This window comes from Microbacterium sp. MRS-1, from assembly GCF_000585455.1.
Taxonomy (GTDB): domain Bacteria; phylum Actinomycetota; class Actinomycetes; order Actinomycetales; family Microbacteriaceae; genus Microbacterium; species Microbacterium laevaniformans.
Window position 1 is genome coordinate 139,547 of record NZ_JAUF01000018.1, and the last position, 16,694, is coordinate 156,240.

Here is a 16,694-nt window from a genome sequence, read left to right on the forward strand (position 1 = left end):
CTTCACCGGCAGGTACGTGCCGGACGATCCGTAGTGATGGAATGAGCGGGGGCTTGGCCCGCACGTCCTGCGATGGACGCGTTCTCAGTATCGCACGTTCTCCTCTGCGAGGAAGAGGCCTCGTCTGGGCATTTCACAGGCTCGCTGGCTAGCATCGACACATCGCCTTGCTCCGTCCGCGACGCTGGACCCGATCCGGATCGTGACGACCGGGATGCACCGCGATGTGCCCTCGAGCTGCCTCCCACAGAAGGTCCCATGTCCCACGACGACGCCCCGAACGAGCCCACGCCTGCTGGCCGCCGCGATGCGGTGCGCGAGAAGGCGCAGCTCGTCCACGCGAAGCAGTCGCGGGCACGCGTGCTGCGCCGCTCGGCGCTCGCCGTCGTCGCCGCTGCCGCCGTCGTCGCGGTCGCGGTCGCGGTGTCGTGGGCGGTGCGCTCCAACAGCGACCGGCCGCAGCTGCAGCCGGCCGACGCCACCGCCGACGGCTTCCGGGTGACGTCGGTGTCTTCGGTCTCGCCGGGAACGCCGATCGACGGTGCGAGCTCGGCGCCCACGGCTGCGGCCGAGCCGCAGGCGACACCCTCGCCGTCCACCTCGGCATCCGTCGTCGACATCCACGTCTACGTCGATTACCTCTCGCCGGCGGCGCGACAGTGGCAGCTCGCCAACGCGAAGCAGCTGGCGTCGTGGGTGTCGGACGGGGCGGCAACCCTGACCTACCACCCGGTCTCGATGCTCACCGCCAAGTCGAACGGAACGAAGTACTCGTTGCGCGCGGCGAGCGCAGCCGCTTGTGTCGCGACTCTCGATCCGTCGAAGTTCTTCAGCTTCAACAACGACCTCCTCACCCGTCAGCCGGCTGTCGACTCCGACGGCTTCTCCGACAAGGAACTCGCCGACATCGCCCAGGCGAACGGCTCTGACGATCCGAAGCGCCTTCGCGACTGCATCGAGACCGAGTCGTACTCGTCGTGGGTGAAGGGTGCCACCGAGCGCGCGATCAGCGGCATCCCCGGGACGAACGGGCTCACCCTGACGGGGACGCCGATGGTCGTCGTGAACGGCCAGCAGTACGTGGGCGACATGACGGATGCCGCGGAGTTCTCGCAGTTCGTGCTCACGAGCGCGAGCGGGGCGTACTACAAGTCGCAGACCGCGACGCCCACGCCCACCGTGAAGCCGACGGCCGCGCCGTAAGTCGGGCCCCGGCCCGGATAGACTGGCAATCGCCTCGCCGGCTTGGCGCAATTGGTAGCGCACCGTACTTGTAATACGGGGGTTGCAGGTTCAAGTCCTGTAGCCGGCACCGCTTTCATGCAATGCCCGCCGTCGCGACCTCCGTTCAGCCGAGGCTGACCGACTGATAGTAGGCGACGGCTGCCCAGACGAGAACGCCCACGCCGATCATCAGAGTGCCGACGCCGACGAACTGCCAGATGACGAGTCGGCGCTCGGGGGCGGGGAGGTCGCGAAAGGCCATGCGGTGATCGTAGCGAGTCCGCTGTGTCCATCGCGTCTCCAGCGCGTTATCCACGGCGATGCGCTCGGCATCCGCCGGCCCGCACCTCTAGATTGAGTTCCGTGGACGAGCACGAGCCGCGTACCGAACCCGACACCGTCACCGAAGCGATCTGCATTCTGGGCTACGACTGACCGATCGGCTCCTCTCCCACGCGCACGGCTAGGCTGAGGAGTCGTGACCGCACCGGCGACGCCCCGGCTTCCCGCCGGTGTGGCTCTTGGCGGTGCCGTGCTGGTGGGGGTGCTGACGGCGCTCCAAGCCCGCATCAACGGGCAACTCGGTCTGCGCATCGGCGACGGATTCGTCGCGGCGGTCATTTCCTTCGGGTCGGGACTGCTCGTGCTGGCCGTGTTGTCGGCGCTGCTGCCGGCGGGCCGCCGAGGCTTCGGCGCGCTGGTCAGCGGCGTCCGCGCACGCACGATCCCGTGGTGGATGCTGGGAGGCGGGCTGGCCGGAGCGCTCACCGTCGCGACCCAGGGCCTCGCCGTCGCTGTGATCGGCGTATCCCTGTTCACCGTCGGGGTTGTGGCCGGGCAGACACTGAACGGCCTGGTGCTCGACCGCATCGGGTACGGCCCGGCCGGCGTCGTCGCGGTCACCATGCCGCGTGTCGCGGGCGGCGCGCTGGCCCTCATCGCCGTCGGTATCTCGTTGCAGGGCGGCGTGGTGGAGCGCGTGCCGGTGTGGATGCTGGTGCTGCCCTTTCTGGCGGGCGTCGGCATCGCGTGGCAGCAGGCGACAAACGGGCGGCTGCGCCAGCGCGTCGGGACGCCGTTGACCGCGACCCTCGTCAATTTTCTGGGGGGAACGGTGGTGCTCGCCGTCGCCGCCGTCGTCCACGTCGCGTTCGTCGGTGTGCCGCCGGCGCTGCCGACCGAGGCGTGGCTCTACCTCGGCGGCGTGGTCGGCGTGATCTACATCTTCCTGTCGGCGGCGCTCGTCGCGCACACCGGGGTGTTGCTGCTCGGCCTCGGCGTCGTGGTCGGCCAGCTCGCCACCGCGTTCACGCTGGATGCGTTCTGGCCCGCGGATGCCGGTCCCGGCTGGGGAACCGAACTGTTGATGGTCGCTGTCGCGGCGAGCTCGGTCGTCGTCGCTCTCGCGCCCTGGCGGCGACGACGAACCTGAGCGGACGACGGGAGCGTCAGCTCTTCTTCTTGTCTTTCTTCGCGCCGGTCTTCGTCGCCCCGCCGTCCTTGTCGGCGCCCTTGGCGGGGGCCGGCATTCGACTGAGATGCGCACGGGGATCGACGCTCTTGCGGCGACCGGGTCGCGCACCGGTGGGCTTGCCGCCGACGTACAGCCAGCCGAGCAGCTCCTCGTCCTTCGCGAGTCCGTGCGCCTTGGCCACCGCCTTCGCCCGCGTGTAATGACCGGTGCGCCAGATGACACCCCATCCCGCCTCATCCAGCAGAAGGCTGAGCGTGTGGGCGACACCCGAGGCGACCGCCTCCTGCTCCCAGCGGGGAACCTTCTCGCTCTTGCGGTAGCTGGCGACCACGGCGAGCAGCAGTGGCGCGCGCAACGGCTTCGTCGACGGCTTGTCGTCGCCCTCGACCTTCGCGATCGCCGCCCCGAGCGTCGCCCGGTCCTCGCCACGCAGCTCGATGACGCGCCACGGTCGCAGGGACGAGTGGTCGGCGACCCGCCCCGCCGCCGCGATCAGGGTGAGAAGCTCGGCGCGGGTGGGCGCGGCATCCGTCACCTTCGACCATGAGCGACGGTTTCGCACCGCCGCCAGGGCCGGGTAGTCCGTGACCGTCTCGATCACGACGCATCCGCCTCCGGCGCCGGGGTGAACGACAGCGACAGCGAGTTCATGCAGTACCGGTCGCCCGTGGGGGTGCCGAACCCGTCGGGGAAGACGTGTCCGAGATGCGAGCCGCAGTTCGCGCACCGCACCTCGGTGCGGACCATCCCGTGGCTGCGATCTTCGATGAGCTCGACGGCCTCGGGGCGCACCGACTCGTAGAAGCTCGGCCACCCGCAATGCGAGTCGAACTTCGTTCCACTCTGGAACAGCTCCGCGCCACACGCGGCGCACGTGTAGAGACCCGCGCGGCTCTCGTCGAGGAGCTCGCCGGTCCATGCGCGCTCCGTCCCTGCCTGACGGAGGACGGCGTACTGCTCGGGGGTCAGCTCCGAACGCCACTCGTCGTCGGTCTTGGTCACGCGGTAGGTCATGTCTGGCTCCTTACTCCACCCACCATTCAACCCGACGCGGGCCGCGGTCGGCTCGGCCCGCGAGAATGTCACCCATGAGTTCCCTCCCAGAATCGGTGTCGGCGCGTTACGCCCGGTTCGCCCGCGACGAGGCTCCCGGACGTTCCGCGCTGTACGGCGAGTGGGCCGCCGGAGTCGCCGCGGATGCCGCGGTGCAGGAGGTGCTGGAAAGGATCTCGCCTTCGCATCGTCAGCCGCCCCTCGTCTTCGCCGTCGCGCGGATGCTCGGATCCGGCGAGAGTGGGTACCCCGAGTGGCGGGAGTGGATGCTCGCCCACAGCGACAGACTGATCACGGAGTGCGCGGCGCGGTCTCTGCAGACGAACGAACCCCTGCGGTGCGCCGCTCTGCTGCCCGCGTTGGCCGGCATCGACGGGCCGATCGCGCTGCTGGAGGTCGGCGCGAGTGCGGGACTGTGTCTCTACCCCGACCGATACTCCTACCGCTATCGCGGCGTCGCGGGCGAGATCGCGCACGATCCGCTCGACGGGGTGTCGGCCGTCGTGCTCGAGAGCGAGCTGCGCGGTCAGCACGTGCCCCCGTTGCGGCATCCGGAGATCGTCTGGCGAGCGGGCATCGATCTCGCGCCACTGGATGCGGCCGACCCCGCCACCGAGGCGTGGTTGGCGGCTCTCGTCTGGCCGGGCGAGACCGGACGCGCGGATCGGGTGCGTTCCGCCCTGCGCATCGCGGCGGCGGAGCCGCCCCTCATGTTCGCGGGTGACGGCGTCGACCAGCTCGCTCACGCCGTCGCGGCGGCGCCGCCCGAGGCGACGCTGGTCGTTCAGACCCCCGGCGTGCTGGCGCACCTCGGCTGGCACGCGCGCCACGCGCTGATCGAGCAGGCGTCCGCCGCGGGGCGATGGATCACCCTCGACGCGCCCTCGCTGCACGAGGGATGGCGCGGCGGGCGGATCGCATCGAACGCTCCCGCTGAGGGCTTCGCACTCGCGCGCGACGGCGTCGTCCTCGCCCACGCCGACCCACTCGGGCGATGGCTGGAGTGGCGTCCCGGCGAGCGCGCTGCGCGTGGTTAACGTGAGCAGGTGCCCCTCTCCGAGCGTGATCGCCTCCTCCTCGACTTCGAGTCGCGGTGGACCGTGCACGACGCCGTCAAGGAGGAGGCCATCCGTGCCGAGCTCGCCCTGGCGCCCGCCCGGTACTACCAGCTGCTGGCTCGCATCATCGACCAACCGGATGCCGCGGCGCACGACGCCATGCTGGTGCACCGCCTCCGTCGGCTCCGCGATGCGCGCGCAAGCGAGCGTGCGGGACGCGCGGCCGTTCCCGCCGTCCGCACCGGAACAGGCCGGTAGCATTCTGGGGTGCCGAGTAAGCCCCCGCAGAAGGACCGCTTCGATGATCTCGCCCTCGAGGGGGGACGCATCGGTGCGCATCGCGCCGAGAATCCGCGCCTGCGGGGAGGAATCGTGGTGCTGTGGTCGGTCATCGCGATCGTCGTGCTGGTCGCGCTGGGCATCTTCGGCACGCTGATCGCCACCGGGCGCGTCACCCTCTTTCCCACCCCGAGCGCCACGCCGACGACCATCTCGACCGCCGAGCCGGTCGTCGACACGTCGTACCCGGTCACCGTTCTCAACGCGACGACACAGTCGGGTCTGGCCGGCTCCCTCGCGCAGACCATCGTCGGGGCCGGCTGGTCGCCCGACAGCGTCACGGCCGGCGACGCCAGCTCCAAGGACTTCCCGACCACGACGGTCTTCTACTCCGACCCCGCCGAAGAAGGTGCGGCGCGGGGGCTCGCACAGGTGATCGGCGGGGCGGTCGTGACACTCAGCGATGCGTACAAGGGCCTCGCGAGCGGCGACGGCGCCAAGCTCCTCGTGGTCGTGATCGGTGCCGATCGCACGGATGCCGGGGCCACTCCGGCCGGCTGACCACCCCGCCCTGCGGGTATCAGCGGGGAGCGTGTTTCGCGCGTGTGAACAGTTCGATGCGCCTGTGTCAACACTTGCCGGAACGGCGATTTCGCCGCTCTCACGCTGGTTAGCATTGCGACGTCCCACCGCAGCATCAGGAGATTCGCATGGCCCAAGGTACCGTCAAGTGGTTCAACGCCGAGAAGGGTTTCGGCTTCATCACCGTGACCGACGGCCAGGACGTGTTCGTCCACTACTCCAACATCGACATGTCGGGATTCCGCGTCCTGGAGGAGGGGCAGACGGTCGAGTTCACCGTCGGCGCCGGTCAGAAGGGCCCGCAGGCCGAGTCGGTCCGCGTCGTCGCCTGACGTCGTTCGGCCCTCCCGTCGCGCCCGCTCGGCGCGGCTTGCACTCGTCATGCCAGAGTGCCAGAATGAGTTAGCACTCAATCATCGCGAGTGCTAAAGACTCATCCTCACGTCCGGGAGGGACGACACACTTATGGCAAAGATCATCGCTTTCGACGAGGAGGCCCGCCGTGGCCTCGAGCGTGGCCTGAACATCCTGGCCGACGCCGTCAAGGTGACCCTGGGCCCGCGCGGTCGCAACGTCGTGCTCGAGAAGAAGTGGGGCGCCCCCACGATCACGAACGACGGTGTCTCGATCGCCAAGGAGATCGAGCTCGACGACCCGTACGAGAAGATCGGCGCGGAGCTCGTCAAGGAGGTCGCCAAGAAGACGGACGACGTCGCCGGTGACGGCACCACGACGGCTACCGTCCTCGCCCAGGCTCTCGTGCGCGAAGGGCTGCGCAACGTCGCGGCCGGCGCAGACCCCATCTCCCTGAAGAAGGGCATCGAGAAGGCCGTCAAGGCGCTCTCCGACGAGCTGCTCGCCTCCGCGAAGGAGGTCGAGACCAAGGAGGAGATCGCCGCCACGGCATCCATCTCCGCCGCCGACCCCGAGATCGGCGCGCTGATCGCCGAGGCGATCGACAAGGTCGGCAAGGAGGGCGTCGTCACGGTCGAGGAGTCGAACACGTTCGGCACCGAGCTCGAGCTCACCGAGGGCATGCGCTTCGACAAGGGCTACATCAACCCCTACTTCGTCACGGACCCGGAGCGCCAGGAGGCTGTCTTCGAGGACCCGTACATCCTCATCGCGAACCAGAAGATCTCCAACATCAAGGACCTGCTGCCGATCGTCGACAAGGTGATCCAGGAGGGCAAGGAGCTCGTCATCATCGCCGAGGACGTCGAGGGTGAGGCTCTCGCGACCCTCGTTCTCAACAAGATCCGCGGCATCTTCAAGTCGGTCGCCGTCAAGGCTCCCGGCTTCGGTGACCGTCGCAAGGCGCAGCTCCAGGACATCGCCATCCTCACCGGCGGCCAGGTCATCACGGAGGAGGTCGGTCTCAAGCTCGAGAACGCCACCACCGACCTGCTCGGCAAGGCGCGCAAGGTCATCGTCACCAAGGACGAGACCACGATCGTCGAGGGTGCGGGCGAGTCGGCGCAGATCGAGGGTCGCGTGACCCAGATCAAGCGCGAGATCGAGAACACCGACAGCGACTACGACCGCGAGAAGCTGCAGGAGCGCCTCGCCAAGCTCGCCGGCGGCGTCGCCGTCATCAAGGCGGGTGCGGCCACCGAGGTCGAGCTCAAGGAGCGCAAGCACCGCATCGAGGACGCCGTTCGCAACGCGAAGGCCGCCGTCGAGGAGGGCATCGTCCCCGGTGGCGGTGTCGCCCTCATCCAGGCCGGCAAGCGTGCGTTCGAGAAGCTCGCGCTCACGGGCGACGAGGCGACGGGTGCGAACATCGTCAAGGTCGCCATCGAGGCGCCCCTGAAGCAGATCGCCCTCAACGCCGGCCTCGAGCCGGGTGTCGTCGCCAACAAGGTGTCGGAGCTTCCCGTCGGCCAGGGCCTGAACGCCGCGACCGGTGAGTACGTCGACATGTTCGCCGCAGGCATCATCGACCCGGCCAAGGTGACGCGCTCGGCGCTGCAGAACGCCGCGTCGATCGCGGGTCTGTTCCTCACCACCGAGGTCGTCGTCGCCGACAAGCCCGAGAAGGCCGCCGCTCCCGCGGGCGACCCCACGGGTGGCATGGACTTCTGAGTCCGGATCTCAACGGAAAGGCCCCTCTTCGGAGGGGCCTTTCTGCGTGGAGCGGTGCTCAGTCGGGCGGGCTCAGCGGAACATGCTCGCGGCGGCGCTCTCGGTCTGCGCATACTGTGCGCCGGCGTGCCCCAGCGCGGTGCCGATGTCTCCGAGCGCGCTCTCCAGCTCGGTCTGTGCGGCCCGCCACCGATCGACCAACCCTTGGAAGGCAACGGCCGCGCTGCCCGTCCACGCACCCTGGAGCTGGGTGAGTTGGCCGAGCATCGCGGCGGTCTCTGACTGCAGGCGATCGGCGGTGGCGCGAATCGCCCCGGTGGCACTGAGTACGGCTTCCGAGTCCACACTGAACGCGGTCATGGTGACGTCCTTTCGTCGGTGTGGGTTCACGCTAGCCAGCGGTGGGCAGGCCTGAGATGGCCCAGAGCGCGGGTGTGCACAATGCGGTCGCGGAGGGGCTCCGGGGAGGAAGCCTCGAGCGGAGCTCGCAGCCTCGGTGCCTCAGGAGTCGATGTGCAGCCGAGGCAGGGGCTGCGTCTCGATGAAGAGATGCTCCGCGGCGTCGCGGCGCTGCGCGAGCGGGAACGCGACGCGGAAAGTGGCGCCGCCGCCGGGCGTCTCGCTGACCACGATCGATCCGTGCAGCGCGTCGACCACCGACGCCACGATCGACAGCCCCAGGCCGGAGCCGCCCGTCTCACGCGTGCGCGAGGTGTCGGCGCGCCAGAACCGCTGGAAGATCTTCTCCCGCAGCTGCGGAGCGATGCCTTCGCCGTGATCGATGACCGAGATCCATCCCATTCCACCGGGTTCGTCGACGCCCACGGCGAGCTCGATGGGCGAGCCCGCCGGCGTGTACCGGCGCGCGTTGCCGAGCAGGTTCGCGACGACCTGACGGATGCGGTTCTCGTCGCCCAGGACGATGGGTTCCCGCTCGGAGGGTAGGGGCATCGCAGGGGCGGGGGAAGGTGCCGTGACCGTCTCGCCGTCGGCGCGCGGCCGGCGTCGCAGCAGTGCACCGATCGCCGCGGTCGGGGGCCGTCGACGCGTCGGGGCGCTGGCCGTCGGCGGCGCGGATGCCGGACGCAGCACCGCCGGGCGTGGGTCGTCGTCGATGAACGAGACGGTCCGTTCCGGCGAGGTCGCGCGCGCATCCAGCACCGCGTCGCGGGCGATCGGGCGCAGGTCTACGGGAGCGACGACGATGTCACGGCGCTCGTCGAGGCGGGCGAGGGCGAGCAGGTCTTCGACGAGGCCGCCCATGCGGATGGCCTCTTTCTCGATGCGTTCCATCGATTGCGCCGTCTGCTCGTCGCCCGAGATGGCGCCCATCCGGTACAGCTCGGCGTATCCGCGCACGGTCACCAGGGGTGTGCGCAGTTCATGACTGGCGTCGCCGATGAAGCGTCGCATCTGCAGCACGGTGGCGTCGCGCTGGCCGAGCGCCTGATCCACGCGGTCGAGCATGGCGTTGATCGCCGTCTTGAGCTTGCCGACTTCGGTGCCGGGAGCGATGTCGCCCATGCGCTGGCCGAAGTCGCCCCGCGCGATGGACATCGCCGTCTGCTCCACCTGCCCGAGGCTCCGGAACGCCAGCGTGACGAGCCAGCGGGTGAGCAGGGCGCTCACCAGGATCGTCATGAGCGCCAGAATCGTGTAGATGCCGACGAAGCTCGCCACCGTCTGATTCACGGGCGTCAACGGCAGGGCGAGCAGCTGGACGTTGTTCTCGCGTGCTCCCGGGATCTGCAGGATGTCGACGGCGGCATGGAAGGTCGTCTTGCCGTCGGCCGAGGTGAGATCGAACGGAGTCGTTCCCTGCATGAGGGTGCTGTCGAGACCGAACGTGGTCGGGAACACCGGCGGATTGTCGGACGGCGGGCCTCCGGTGGCCAGCCTCGTGCCGTCGGGCCCGTAGACGGCGATGTAGAAGGATGTCAGCGGCGGATAGTCGGCGGGCTCGAATTTGGCGACCCCGTCGACGACCGCGACGTTGAGCAGACTGCTGGCCTGATCGAGCGTCACCGTCTGGCTGATCGACTGGTCGCGCTCGGCGATCTGGGCGTTGCGCAGGAACACCGCCGTACCGAACCCGGCGACGAGCAGTCCGCCGGTCAGCACGGCCACGGTGACGCCCGTGACCTTGGCCCGCAGGCTGATGCCGCGCCACCACGAGGTGAGGCGGTCGTTCTTCTTCGCGTGTGCCGCGTACACGCCGTCCGCCGTCATCGCCCCGCGATCAGGCGGTCTTGCCGGCCTTCAGCATGTAGCCGAAGCCGCGCTTGGTCTGGATGAGCGGCTCCGAGGAGTACGGGTCGATCTTGCGGCGCAGGTACGAGATGTAGCTCTCCACGATGCCCGCGTCGCCGTTGAAGTCGTACTCCCAGACGTGATCGAGGATCTGCGCCTTGCTGAGCACCCGGTTGGGGTTGAGCATGAGGTAGCGCAGGAGCTTGAACTCGGTGGGGGACAGGTCGATCGAGACGTCTCCCACCGTGACGTCGTGCGTGTCCTGGTCCATGGTCAGCTCGCCGGCGCGGATGGTCGACTCCTCGTCGGCCTGCATGGTGCGTCGGAGAATGGCCTGGAGTCGCGCGACGATCTCGTCGAGGGAGAAGGGCTTGGTGACGTAGTCGTCGCCACCGGCGTTCAGCCCTTCGATCTTGTCCTCGGTCTCGTCCTTCGCCGTGAGGAAGAGGATGGGGGCCGTGTACCCCGCGCCGCGGAGGCGCTTGGTGACGCTGAACCCGTTCATGTCGGGGAGCATCACGTCGAGGATGATGAGGTCTGGTTCCTCTTCGAGCACGGCCGAGATGGTCTGCGCGCCGTTCGCGACGGCACGCACCTGGTAGCCGGCGAACCTGAGGCTCGTGACCAGCAGGTCCCGGATGTTCGGTTCGTCGTCCACGACGAGGATGCGCGGTGCGGTCATAGCCCCATCCTGGCATCGCAACCCTTCCCTTTGCTGGATATCGGAGAAGATGGATGGATGACGACGCCCGCGCCGCAGGTCCCCGTCCCCCCGTCGGCACCGCTGTTCGCGCCCGCGATGCCGCCCGTCCCGCCCACGATCGTCCGGACGGCCCGCGCCCTCCCGGTCGACGCCGTGATCGGTGGTCTCGCCTTCCACCGCCTGATCTTTGCACGCCGACGCTCGGGATGGTGGACGCCGCTGGTGATCGGCATCCTGGGCCTCGCGATCTACCTCGGGTTGCTGGTGGTCGTCATGGTCGTCATCGGCATCGCGCTCTTCCGCGACCCGGAGCGCCTGGACGACCTCGCACGCCTCGGTCAGTCGGGCGGCGTCGACATGGGCGACCCGCTCATGGTCGCGATCCTGCTCGGCACGATCGCCCTCATGCTTCCGGCCTACATCCTCGCGTCACTGATCGTGAACGGACGCCGGGTCGGGCTCGTCTCCTCCGCCGCGGGACGGCTGCGCTGGCGCTGGATGTTGCTCTGCGGCGCGCTCGCCGTCGGCGTGTCGGTCGTGCTGACCGCGGTGGGCTTTCTCCTTCCCGGCGCAATGGAGGAGCCCGGGATGCCCGTCTCGACCTCGACCTGGCCGATCACGCTGGTGGTCGTGCTGCTGCTCGTTCCCGTGCAAGCGGCCGCGGAGGAGTACATCTTCCGCGGATACCTCATGCAGAGCATCGGGCGCTGGCTGCGGCATCCGGCGTTCGCAATCCTCCTGCCGGTGCCGCTGTTCGTCCTCGGCCACGGCTACGACCTGCTCGGCCAGATCGGTGTCGGGCTGTTCGCCGTCGCCGCCGGCTGGCTCACGTGGCGCACCGGCGGACTGGAGGCGGCGATCGCCCTGCACGTCGTGAACAACCTGTCGGCGTTCCTGCTCTCGCTCGCGTCGGGGTCGAGCCCCACCGAGAGCACAACCGGACTGGTCAGCTTCCTGTGGTCGTTCCTGCTGATCGCCGGATACGTCGCGCTCGTCGAGTGGATGCTGACGCGTCGCCCCCTGCCGCGCACGCTCCTGCTGCCGCCGCCGGCTCCCGCGTGGGGGACCTACGCGGCGGCGATGCCCTCGGCATCCAGGATCGTGTAGCTGTAGCCCTGCTCGGCGAGGAAGCGCTGCCGGTTCTGCGCGAAGTCCTGGTCGACCGTGTCGCGTGCGATGAGCGTGTAGAAGCTCGCCGTGTGCCCGTTCGACTTGGGACGAAGCAGCCGGCCGAGCCGCTGCGCCTCCTCCTGACGTGAGCCGAACGACCCCGACACCTGGATCGCGACCGAGGCGTCGGGCAGATCGATCGAGAAGTTCGCGACCTTCGAGACGACGAGGACAGGCAGGCGCGCCTCGCGGAAGGCGGCGAACAGCTCCTCGCGCTCGTCCACGGGCGTCGCTCCGGTGATCTTCGGTGCGTCCAGCGCCTCGGACAGCACGTCGATCTGATCGAGATACTGGCCGATGACGAGGATCTGCTCTCCCGCGTGACGGGCGACGAGATCCTTGACCACGCCGATCTTCGCGTGGGCCGTGGCGGCGAGACGGTAGCGCTCGTCGTCGGCCGATGCCGCGTACTCCATGCGGTCGGACGGCGGGAGGTCGACGCGCACCTCGTAGCAGACGGCCGGAGAGATGAAGCCCTGGGCCTCGATCTCCTTCCACGGGGCGTCGAAGCGCTTGGGGCCGATGAGGCTGAACACGTCCCCCTCGCGGCCGTCCTCCCGGACGAGCGTCGCGGTCAGTCCGAGGCGGCGACGTGCCTGCAGATCGGCGGTGAGCTTGAAAACCGGAGCGGGAAGCAAATGCACCTCGTCGTAGACGATGAGGCCCCAATCCAGCGCGTCCAGCAACGCCAGGTGCGCGTACTGGCCTTTCCGCTTGGCCGTGAGGATCTGATAGGTCGCGATGGTGACCGGCTTGACCTCCTTGGACTGACCGGAGTACTCGCCGATCTCCTCGGGGGTCAGCGTGGTGCGCTTGAGCAGCTCGTCGCGCCACTGGCGCGCGCTGACGGTGTTGGTGACGAGGATGAGGGTCGTCGTCTTCGTCGCGGCCATCGCCGCAGCGCCCACGAGCGTTTTGCCGGCGCCGCAGGGGAGCACGACGACACCCGAGCCGCCCTCGCTGAAGATGTCGACGGCGTGGCGCTGGTACGGACGCAAGGTCCACCCGTCCTCGTGCAGGTAGATCTCGTGCGGGGTGCCGGGGGTGTAGCCGGCGTGATCCTCCGCCGGCCACCCGATCTTCAGCAGCTCCTGCTTGATGTGACCGCGCGCCCAGGCGTCGATCACGTAGGTGTCGGGGGAGGGGTGGCCGATCAGCAGCGGCTGAATGCGCTTGTTCTTGGCCATCTCGGCGAGAACGGCGGGATCGGAGCCCCGCAGCACGAGCGCGCCCTCGGCATCCCGCTCGATGACCAGACGCCCGTAGCGGTTGACGGTCTCGCGGATGTCGATCGACACCGAGGCGGGCACCGGGAAGCGGGACCAGCGGTCGAGCGTGGCGAGCATGTCGTCGGCGCTGTGGCCGGCGGCGCGTGCGTTCCAGAGCCCCAGCCGGGTGACCCGGTAGGTGTGGATGTGCTCGGGTGCGCGCTCGAGCTCGGCGAAGACCGCGAGCTCGTGCCGCGCTGTCTCCGCCTGGGGGTGAGCGACTTCGAGCAGCACGGTGCGGTCGCTTTGCACGATGAGGGGGCCGTCAGCCATAGCGTCCCAGTCTACCGACCTCGCAGCGGCCGGGGCTCGCGTCGCCAGCCGTGCGTGCGCGGGGGGCCGGTCAGAGGGGGCGGATGCCGCTGATGCTGGATACCGGCAGGGTGCGCTCCACATCGACCGCCCGGTCGAGTCCCCGCAGGCGTCCGCCGCCGAGGCCGGTGGCCTCGATCGTGAACTCGCGCTCGGTGCCGTCGGGCATGCGGACGGCGACGACGATGGTGGCGCGCGCCTTGACCGCGTGATCCAGTTCGCGGCCGAGCCAGGCCGCGTCGGCATCGTCAGCGGGCGCGGCGCGCAGCCGTGCGAGGAGCGCGGCATACGTGTCGCGCGCGGGCGCGGGCTGCGACGGCGACGGTGCCAGGCGGTGGCGGTCGAGGCGTCGGCGTTCGCCGTCGGCATCCACCGCGACGACCGGATATCGGGCGTCGGCGATCATCCAGAACGCCGTGTCGGCCCCGCTGCGGGTCACGAGGCCGTCGCCGTCCGGCACGAGCCCGAGGGGACGAAGAGCCTGATCGACGGCGAGGGTGCGCAGCAGCGCCTCGTCGTCGCTCCAGACCCGGGTGCGGCCCCCGTCGTCGGGACCGACGCGGACCATGCCGTGCGTGCGAGAGGTGCGTTCGATCTCGTACGCCAGCGGCTGGGGCAGGCCGGTGAGCGAAAGCTCGGTGAGAAAGGCGCGCAGCGACTCGGCGCTCTCGCCCGCCGTGAGGGCGTCGGCGATGCTCTCGGTCGTGAAGCGGTAGCTCGACGCCTGCGCGCGCGACTCCCGCCGCGCCATCGACCGCAGCCGCATGTCGAGGTGCGGCGACAGCGGCCCGGGCGCGATGGCGGTCAGATCGTTCTGCAGGTACACCCGGTCGACCTCGCTCGGCAGCAGCCGCGCGAGGGTGTCGAGGGCGGCGGCCGGGAACGGCGATCCCGCGCCGTCGAGGAATGCACCCCGCGCCCACGAGGTGGGGCGCCCAGCGTCGTCGAGGACGCCCCAGCGTCGCAGGAGCCCACGAAGATCCGCCGCTGTCTCTGGCCAGAGCACGTCCCACGGGTAGGCCTGCGCCCACGCGGCGGGCGCGATCCAGCCGCCGGTCGGTCGCCGCAGTCCGCGCGGCAGCCCTTCGAGGAACGCGGTGGCGACGGCGCTCCACCGTGCGATCGTGTCGGAGTGCAGCCACTGAACACCCGCGGGCGTCACGAGCCAGCTCTTGTCCTGACCCGACAGCAGACCCGTCCGCTCGGCGATCTTGACGAGGTCATCGGCGGTGGCGCCGTCGTCGACGATCCCGTCCTCCATCAGTCGGCGGCGGTCGGCGGCCCCGAGCGCTCCGGAACCGATGCGGCCGAACGGGTGCGTGAGCGCAGCATGCAGGATGTCGCCGAGTGAGCCGAGCGAGGAGAACGCCCGCTCGGCGGCAGCGGCGTCGTCCGGCCGTGCCGCGGCATCCGTGTCCTCGGCTTCGTCGACGTCGGCCGCGGGCGTCGATGCCGCGGTGAGGGCCGTCAGTGCGGACGACACCGCCTCGTACATCATTCCCTGCTCGTCGACGAGCGCCAGCTGCTGCAGCCGCGAGCGGGCAGCGTCGTCCGTGTCGAGGGCGGCGTCGGCGAGGGCGGAGATCTCGCCCGAGGTCAGGCCCCGCAGTGCGCGCTCGATCGACGAGGGCTCCAGAAGCGCCTCGGCCGCGTCGAAGGCGTCGTTCCATGCGACGGTCGGCGACACCTGTCGCGCCGAGAACAGCGTAGCCAGGGCGTCGTCGCTGCGCTGCACGAGATGCTGTGCGAGAGCGCGCGCGTCCGACCCGGTCACGTCAGCGGCCCTTGCCGACCCGGGCCTTCCGCACGAAGGTCATGATGAGCACTGCCATGAGCAGGATGAACGCGACGATCGGCGCGATATAGACGAGCGTGCCGACCAGCGGCCACATGCCCTGCCCGAAGTCGTCGTGCTTCATGCCCGCAGCCGAGCCGATCATGATCGCGACGAAGCAGATCACGGACAGCAGCAACAGACCCAGGGACATGAACGCGAGGACGCGGTCGATGCGGCGGACGGGAAGATCGTCGGCCGAGCCGGGGGTGCGAGAAGACGAAGAGGGCATCGGGATCACCCTACTGCGTCCCCGCGTCGGGCGTGGCGGTGTCGTAGGCTGGAGTGGGCATGATGCCCACCCTCGTGCCCTCGCGGCACGGGTCACGATGTCACCGCGCCTCAGGGCGCCGACGAGCGAGGTTTTTGCGATGCCCACCGGCAAGGTCAGGTTCTACGACGACGAGAAGGGGTTCGGCTTCATCACCACCGATGACGGCCAGGACGTCTTCCTGCACGCCACGGCCCTCCCCGCGGGCACCGAGGGGCTGAAGGCCGGAACGCGCCTCGACTTCGGCGTTGCCGACGGCAAGCGCGGGTTGCAGGCGCTGGCGGTGCGGGTGCTCGACGCTCCCGTGAGCCTCGCCAAGCGCAACCGGATGAAGCCGGATGACATGGCGATCGTGGTCGAGGACCTCGTCAAGCTGCTCGACAAGGTCGGCGGCGACCTGCGTCACGGTCACTATCCGAACGCGGGACAGGGCAAGAAGGTCGCCGCGATCCTGCGCAAGGTCGCCGATGAACTCGACGCCTGAGTCGGTCGACTCCGGCGCGGATGCCGAGGGCGAGGCGCCGGCGCTCGTCGCCGACGACCGCCTGCTCGCGGCCCACGACCTGGCACTGTCCGCGCTGCGGGAGATCACGCCGGCGGCGACGATCGGCGAGCCCGCCGGATACACGGTCGAGGCCGACGGCGTCGTCTCCTTGCGTTTCGCCACGACGATGGAGGGCTATCCCGGCTGGTTCTGGACGGTGAGCCTGGCCGTCGTCGACGACGCCGAGCCGACGGTGCTCGAGGCCGAGCTCCTACCGGGCGAGGGTGCGCTCTTGGCTCCGGAGTGGGTGCCGTGGGCGGTTCGTCTGGCGGAGTATCAGGCCGCGCAGGCGGCGCTGGCCGCCGAACGCGGTGTCGAGGCCGAAGACGCCGAGGGCGTCGACGACGATGAGTCCGACGAGGAACTCGACGACGACGACCTCGACGACGTGGATGATCTGGATGCCGCCGACTTCGACGACGACGGATCGCCGATCCTGCACGCCGGTGACGTCGACGGCGTCGACATCGACGTGCTGGACGACGATTCCGACGAGGACGAGGACGAGGACGAGGACGACGAGGACTAGGCCGTGTTGCTAAATCCATTGCAAGGCTGCGGAGAGGCAGAGCCCGGCTGCGTATGAA

General features: G+C 69.5%; 19 protein-coding genes and 1 tRNA gene. 11 read left to right on the plus strand and 9 right to left on the minus strand.

Annotated elements, in window-relative coordinates; translation table 11 throughout:
- The first annotated feature begins 258 nt into the window (after positions 1-258).
- Together AS96_RS05215 and AS96_RS05220 are read left to right on the plus strand one after the other, a co-directional pair.
- Positions 259-1,203 (plus strand): DsbA family protein, encoded by a 945-nt coding sequence (locus AS96_RS05215; RefSeq protein WP_036286393.1) that lies wholly within the window; start codon positions 259-261, stop codon positions 1,201-1,203.
- A gap of 36 nt (positions 1,204-1,239) precedes the next feature.
- Positions 1,240-1,312: transfer RNA gene (locus AS96_RS05220), tRNA-Thr, on the plus strand.
- A 36-nt stretch (positions 1,313-1,348) separates the two neighbouring features.
- Here the strand turns inward: AS96_RS05220 and AS96_RS14900 are convergent.
- Positions 1,349-1,486, minus strand: coding sequence for a hypothetical protein (locus tag AS96_RS14900; RefSeq protein ID WP_198013032.1), 138 nt, complete (start codon positions 1,484-1,486; stop codon positions 1,349-1,351).
- Between the two features lie 216 nt (positions 1,487-1,702).
- Here AS96_RS14900 and AS96_RS05230 point away from each other — a divergent pair, with 216 nt between their 5' ends.
- A complete protein-coding gene (locus tag AS96_RS05230) occupies positions 1,703-2,656 on the plus strand; it encodes a DMT family transporter (RefSeq protein ID WP_081767975.1) in 954 nt (317 codons plus the stop codon).
- Positions 2,657-2,672: 16 nt separating this feature from the next.
- Here AS96_RS05230 and AS96_RS05235 read toward each other — a convergent pair whose 3' ends face one another.
- Both AS96_RS05235 and msrB read right to left on the minus strand, forming a co-directional pair.
- Complete coding sequence (locus tag AS96_RS05235; protein WP_036286400.1) at positions 2,673-3,299, minus strand: nitroreductase family protein; 627 nt, start codon at positions 3,297-3,299, stop codon at positions 2,673-2,675.
- Complete coding sequence (msrB, locus tag AS96_RS05240) at positions 3,296-3,712, minus strand: peptide-methionine (R)-S-oxide reductase MsrB (protein WP_036286403.1); 417 nt, start codon at positions 3,710-3,712, stop codon at positions 3,296-3,298. The genes AS96_RS05235 and msrB overlap by 4 nt, the downstream gene beginning before the upstream one ends.
- A gap of 74 nt (positions 3,713-3,786) precedes the next feature.
- On the opposite strand from msrB, the gene AS96_RS05245 reads away from it, so the two are divergent.
- The 5 genes from AS96_RS05245 to groL all read left to right on the plus strand — a co-directional run bounded on the left by AS96_RS05245 (position 3,787) and on the right by groL (position 7,755).
- On the plus strand, positions 3,787-4,788 hold the full coding sequence (locus AS96_RS05245) for a DUF2332 domain-containing protein (protein ID WP_036286406.1): 1,002 nt from the start codon (positions 3,787-3,789) through the stop codon (positions 4,786-4,788).
- A gap of 9 nt (positions 4,789-4,797) precedes the next feature.
- A complete protein-coding gene (locus AS96_RS05250) occupies positions 4,798-5,067 on the plus strand; it encodes a DUF3263 domain-containing protein (RefSeq protein WP_036286411.1) in 270 nt (89 codons plus the stop codon).
- Between the two features lie 9 nt (positions 5,068-5,076).
- Positions 5,077-5,649, plus strand: coding sequence for a LytR C-terminal domain-containing protein (locus tag AS96_RS05255; RefSeq protein ID WP_036286414.1), 573 nt, complete (start codon positions 5,077-5,079; stop codon positions 5,647-5,649).
- Between the two features lie 149 nt (positions 5,650-5,798).
- Complete coding sequence (locus tag AS96_RS05260) at positions 5,799-6,002, plus strand: cold-shock protein (protein WP_005051075.1); 204 nt, start codon at positions 5,799-5,801, stop codon at positions 6,000-6,002.
- 133 nt (positions 6,003-6,135) lie between these two features.
- The gene (groL, locus tag AS96_RS05265; RefSeq protein WP_036286416.1) at positions 6,136-7,755 is read left to right on the plus strand and encodes a chaperonin GroEL; all 1,620 of its coding nucleotides are present in this window, start codon (positions 6,136-6,138) and stop codon (positions 7,753-7,755) included.
- Positions 7,756-7,827: 72 nt separating this feature from the next.
- Here groL and AS96_RS05270 read toward each other — a convergent pair whose 3' ends face one another.
- From AS96_RS05270 to AS96_RS05280, 3 genes are all read right to left on the minus strand, one after another.
- Positions 7,828-8,115, minus strand: coding sequence for a WXG100 family type VII secretion target (locus tag AS96_RS05270; RefSeq protein WP_016464508.1), 288 nt, complete (start codon positions 8,113-8,115; stop codon positions 7,828-7,830).
- A gap of 141 nt (positions 8,116-8,256) precedes the next feature.
- Positions 8,257-9,984: a sensor histidine kinase gene (locus tag AS96_RS05275; RefSeq protein WP_036286417.1), complete on the minus strand. Its 1,728-nt coding sequence runs from the start codon at positions 9,982-9,984 to the stop codon at positions 8,257-8,259.
- Between the two features lie 10 nt (positions 9,985-9,994).
- Positions 9,995-10,687 carry a response regulator transcription factor gene (locus AS96_RS05280; protein ID WP_036286419.1) on the minus strand — a complete coding sequence of 231 codons (693 nt, stop codon included), beginning with the start codon at positions 10,685-10,687 and terminating at the stop codon, positions 9,995-9,997.
- A 57-nt stretch (positions 10,688-10,744) separates the two neighbouring features.
- Here AS96_RS05280 and AS96_RS05285 point away from each other — a divergent pair, with 57 nt between their 5' ends.
- Complete coding sequence (locus AS96_RS05285; protein ID WP_231477119.1) at positions 10,745-11,815, plus strand: CPBP family intramembrane glutamic endopeptidase; 1,071 nt, start codon at positions 10,745-10,747, stop codon at positions 11,813-11,815.
- Here the strand turns inward: AS96_RS05285 and AS96_RS05290 are convergent.
- From AS96_RS05290 to AS96_RS05300, 3 genes are all read right to left on the minus strand, one after another.
- Positions 11,776-13,419 carry a DNA repair helicase XPB gene (locus tag AS96_RS05290; RefSeq protein ID WP_036286421.1) on the minus strand — a complete coding sequence of 548 codons (1,644 nt, stop codon included), beginning with the start codon at positions 13,417-13,419 and terminating at the stop codon, positions 11,776-11,778. The genes AS96_RS05285 and AS96_RS05290 overlap by 40 nt on opposite strands.
- A 70-nt stretch (positions 13,420-13,489) precedes the next feature.
- Entirely contained in the window at positions 13,490-15,232 is a 1,743-nt protein-coding gene (locus tag AS96_RS05295) for a helicase-associated domain-containing protein (RefSeq protein ID WP_036286423.1), read from the minus strand.
- 1 nt (position 15,233) lies between these two features.
- Positions 15,234-15,524 carry a hypothetical protein gene (locus AS96_RS05300; protein ID WP_036286425.1) on the minus strand — a complete coding sequence of 97 codons (291 nt, stop codon included), beginning with the start codon at positions 15,522-15,524 and terminating at the stop codon, positions 15,234-15,236.
- Positions 15,525-15,663: 139 nt separating this feature from the next.
- On the opposite strand from AS96_RS05300, the gene AS96_RS05305 reads away from it, so the two are divergent.
- Both AS96_RS05305 and AS96_RS05310 read left to right on the plus strand, forming a co-directional pair.
- Positions 15,664-16,047, plus strand: a complete 384-nt coding sequence (locus AS96_RS05305; protein WP_005051055.1) for a cold-shock protein — start codon at positions 15,664-15,666, stop codon at positions 16,045-16,047.
- A complete protein-coding gene (locus AS96_RS05310) occupies positions 16,031-16,636 on the plus strand; it encodes a DUF3027 domain-containing protein (RefSeq protein WP_036286428.1) in 606 nt (201 codons plus the stop codon). The genes AS96_RS05305 and AS96_RS05310 overlap by 17 nt, the downstream gene beginning before the upstream one ends.
- Positions 16,637-16,694 lie beyond the last annotated feature (58 nt).

Coding starts and splice junctions, on each gene's coding strand:
- AS96_RS05300 (WP_036286425.1), bottom strand. CDS start 15,524: ATGCCCTCTTCGTCTTCTCGCACCCCCGGCTCGGCCGACGATCTTCCC.
- AS96_RS05270 (WP_016464508.1), bottom strand. CDS start 8,115: ATGACCGCGTTCAGTGTGGACTCGGAAGCCGTACTCAGTGCCACCGGG.
- AS96_RS05290 (WP_036286421.1), bottom strand. CDS start 13,419: ATGGCTGACGGCCCCCTCATCGTGCAAAGCGACCGCACCGTGCTGCTC.
- AS96_RS05305 (WP_005051055.1), top strand. CDS start 15,664: ATGCCCACCGGCAAGGTCAGGTTCTACGACGACGAGAAGGGGTTCGGC.
- AS96_RS05310 (WP_036286428.1), top strand. CDS start 16,031: ATGAACTCGACGCCTGAGTCGGTCGACTCCGGCGCGGATGCCGAGGGC.
- msrB (WP_036286403.1), bottom strand. CDS start 3,712: ATGACCTACCGCGTGACCAAGACCGACGACGAGTGGCGTTCGGAGCTG.
- AS96_RS05275 (WP_036286417.1), bottom strand. CDS start 9,984: ATGACGGCGGACGGCGTGTACGCGGCACACGCGAAGAAGAACGACCGC.
- groL (WP_036286416.1), top strand. CDS start 6,136: ATGGCAAAGATCATCGCTTTCGACGAGGAGGCCCGCCGTGGCCTCGAG.
- AS96_RS05215 (WP_036286393.1), top strand. CDS start 259: ATGTCCCACGACGACGCCCCGAACGAGCCCACGCCTGCTGGCCGCCGC.
- AS96_RS14900 (WP_198013032.1), bottom strand. CDS start 1,486: ATGGCCTTTCGCGACCTCCCCGCCCCCGAGCGCCGACTCGTCATCTGG.
- AS96_RS05285 (WP_231477119.1), top strand. CDS start 10,745: ATGACGACGCCCGCGCCGCAGGTCCCCGTCCCCCCGTCGGCACCGCTG.
- AS96_RS05245 (WP_036286406.1), top strand. CDS start 3,787: ATGAGTTCCCTCCCAGAATCGGTGTCGGCGCGTTACGCCCGGTTCGCC.
- AS96_RS05260 (WP_005051075.1), top strand. CDS start 5,799: ATGGCCCAAGGTACCGTCAAGTGGTTCAACGCCGAGAAGGGTTTCGGC.
- AS96_RS05280 (WP_036286419.1), bottom strand. CDS start 10,687: ATGACCGCACCGCGCATCCTCGTCGTGGACGACGAACCGAACATCCGG.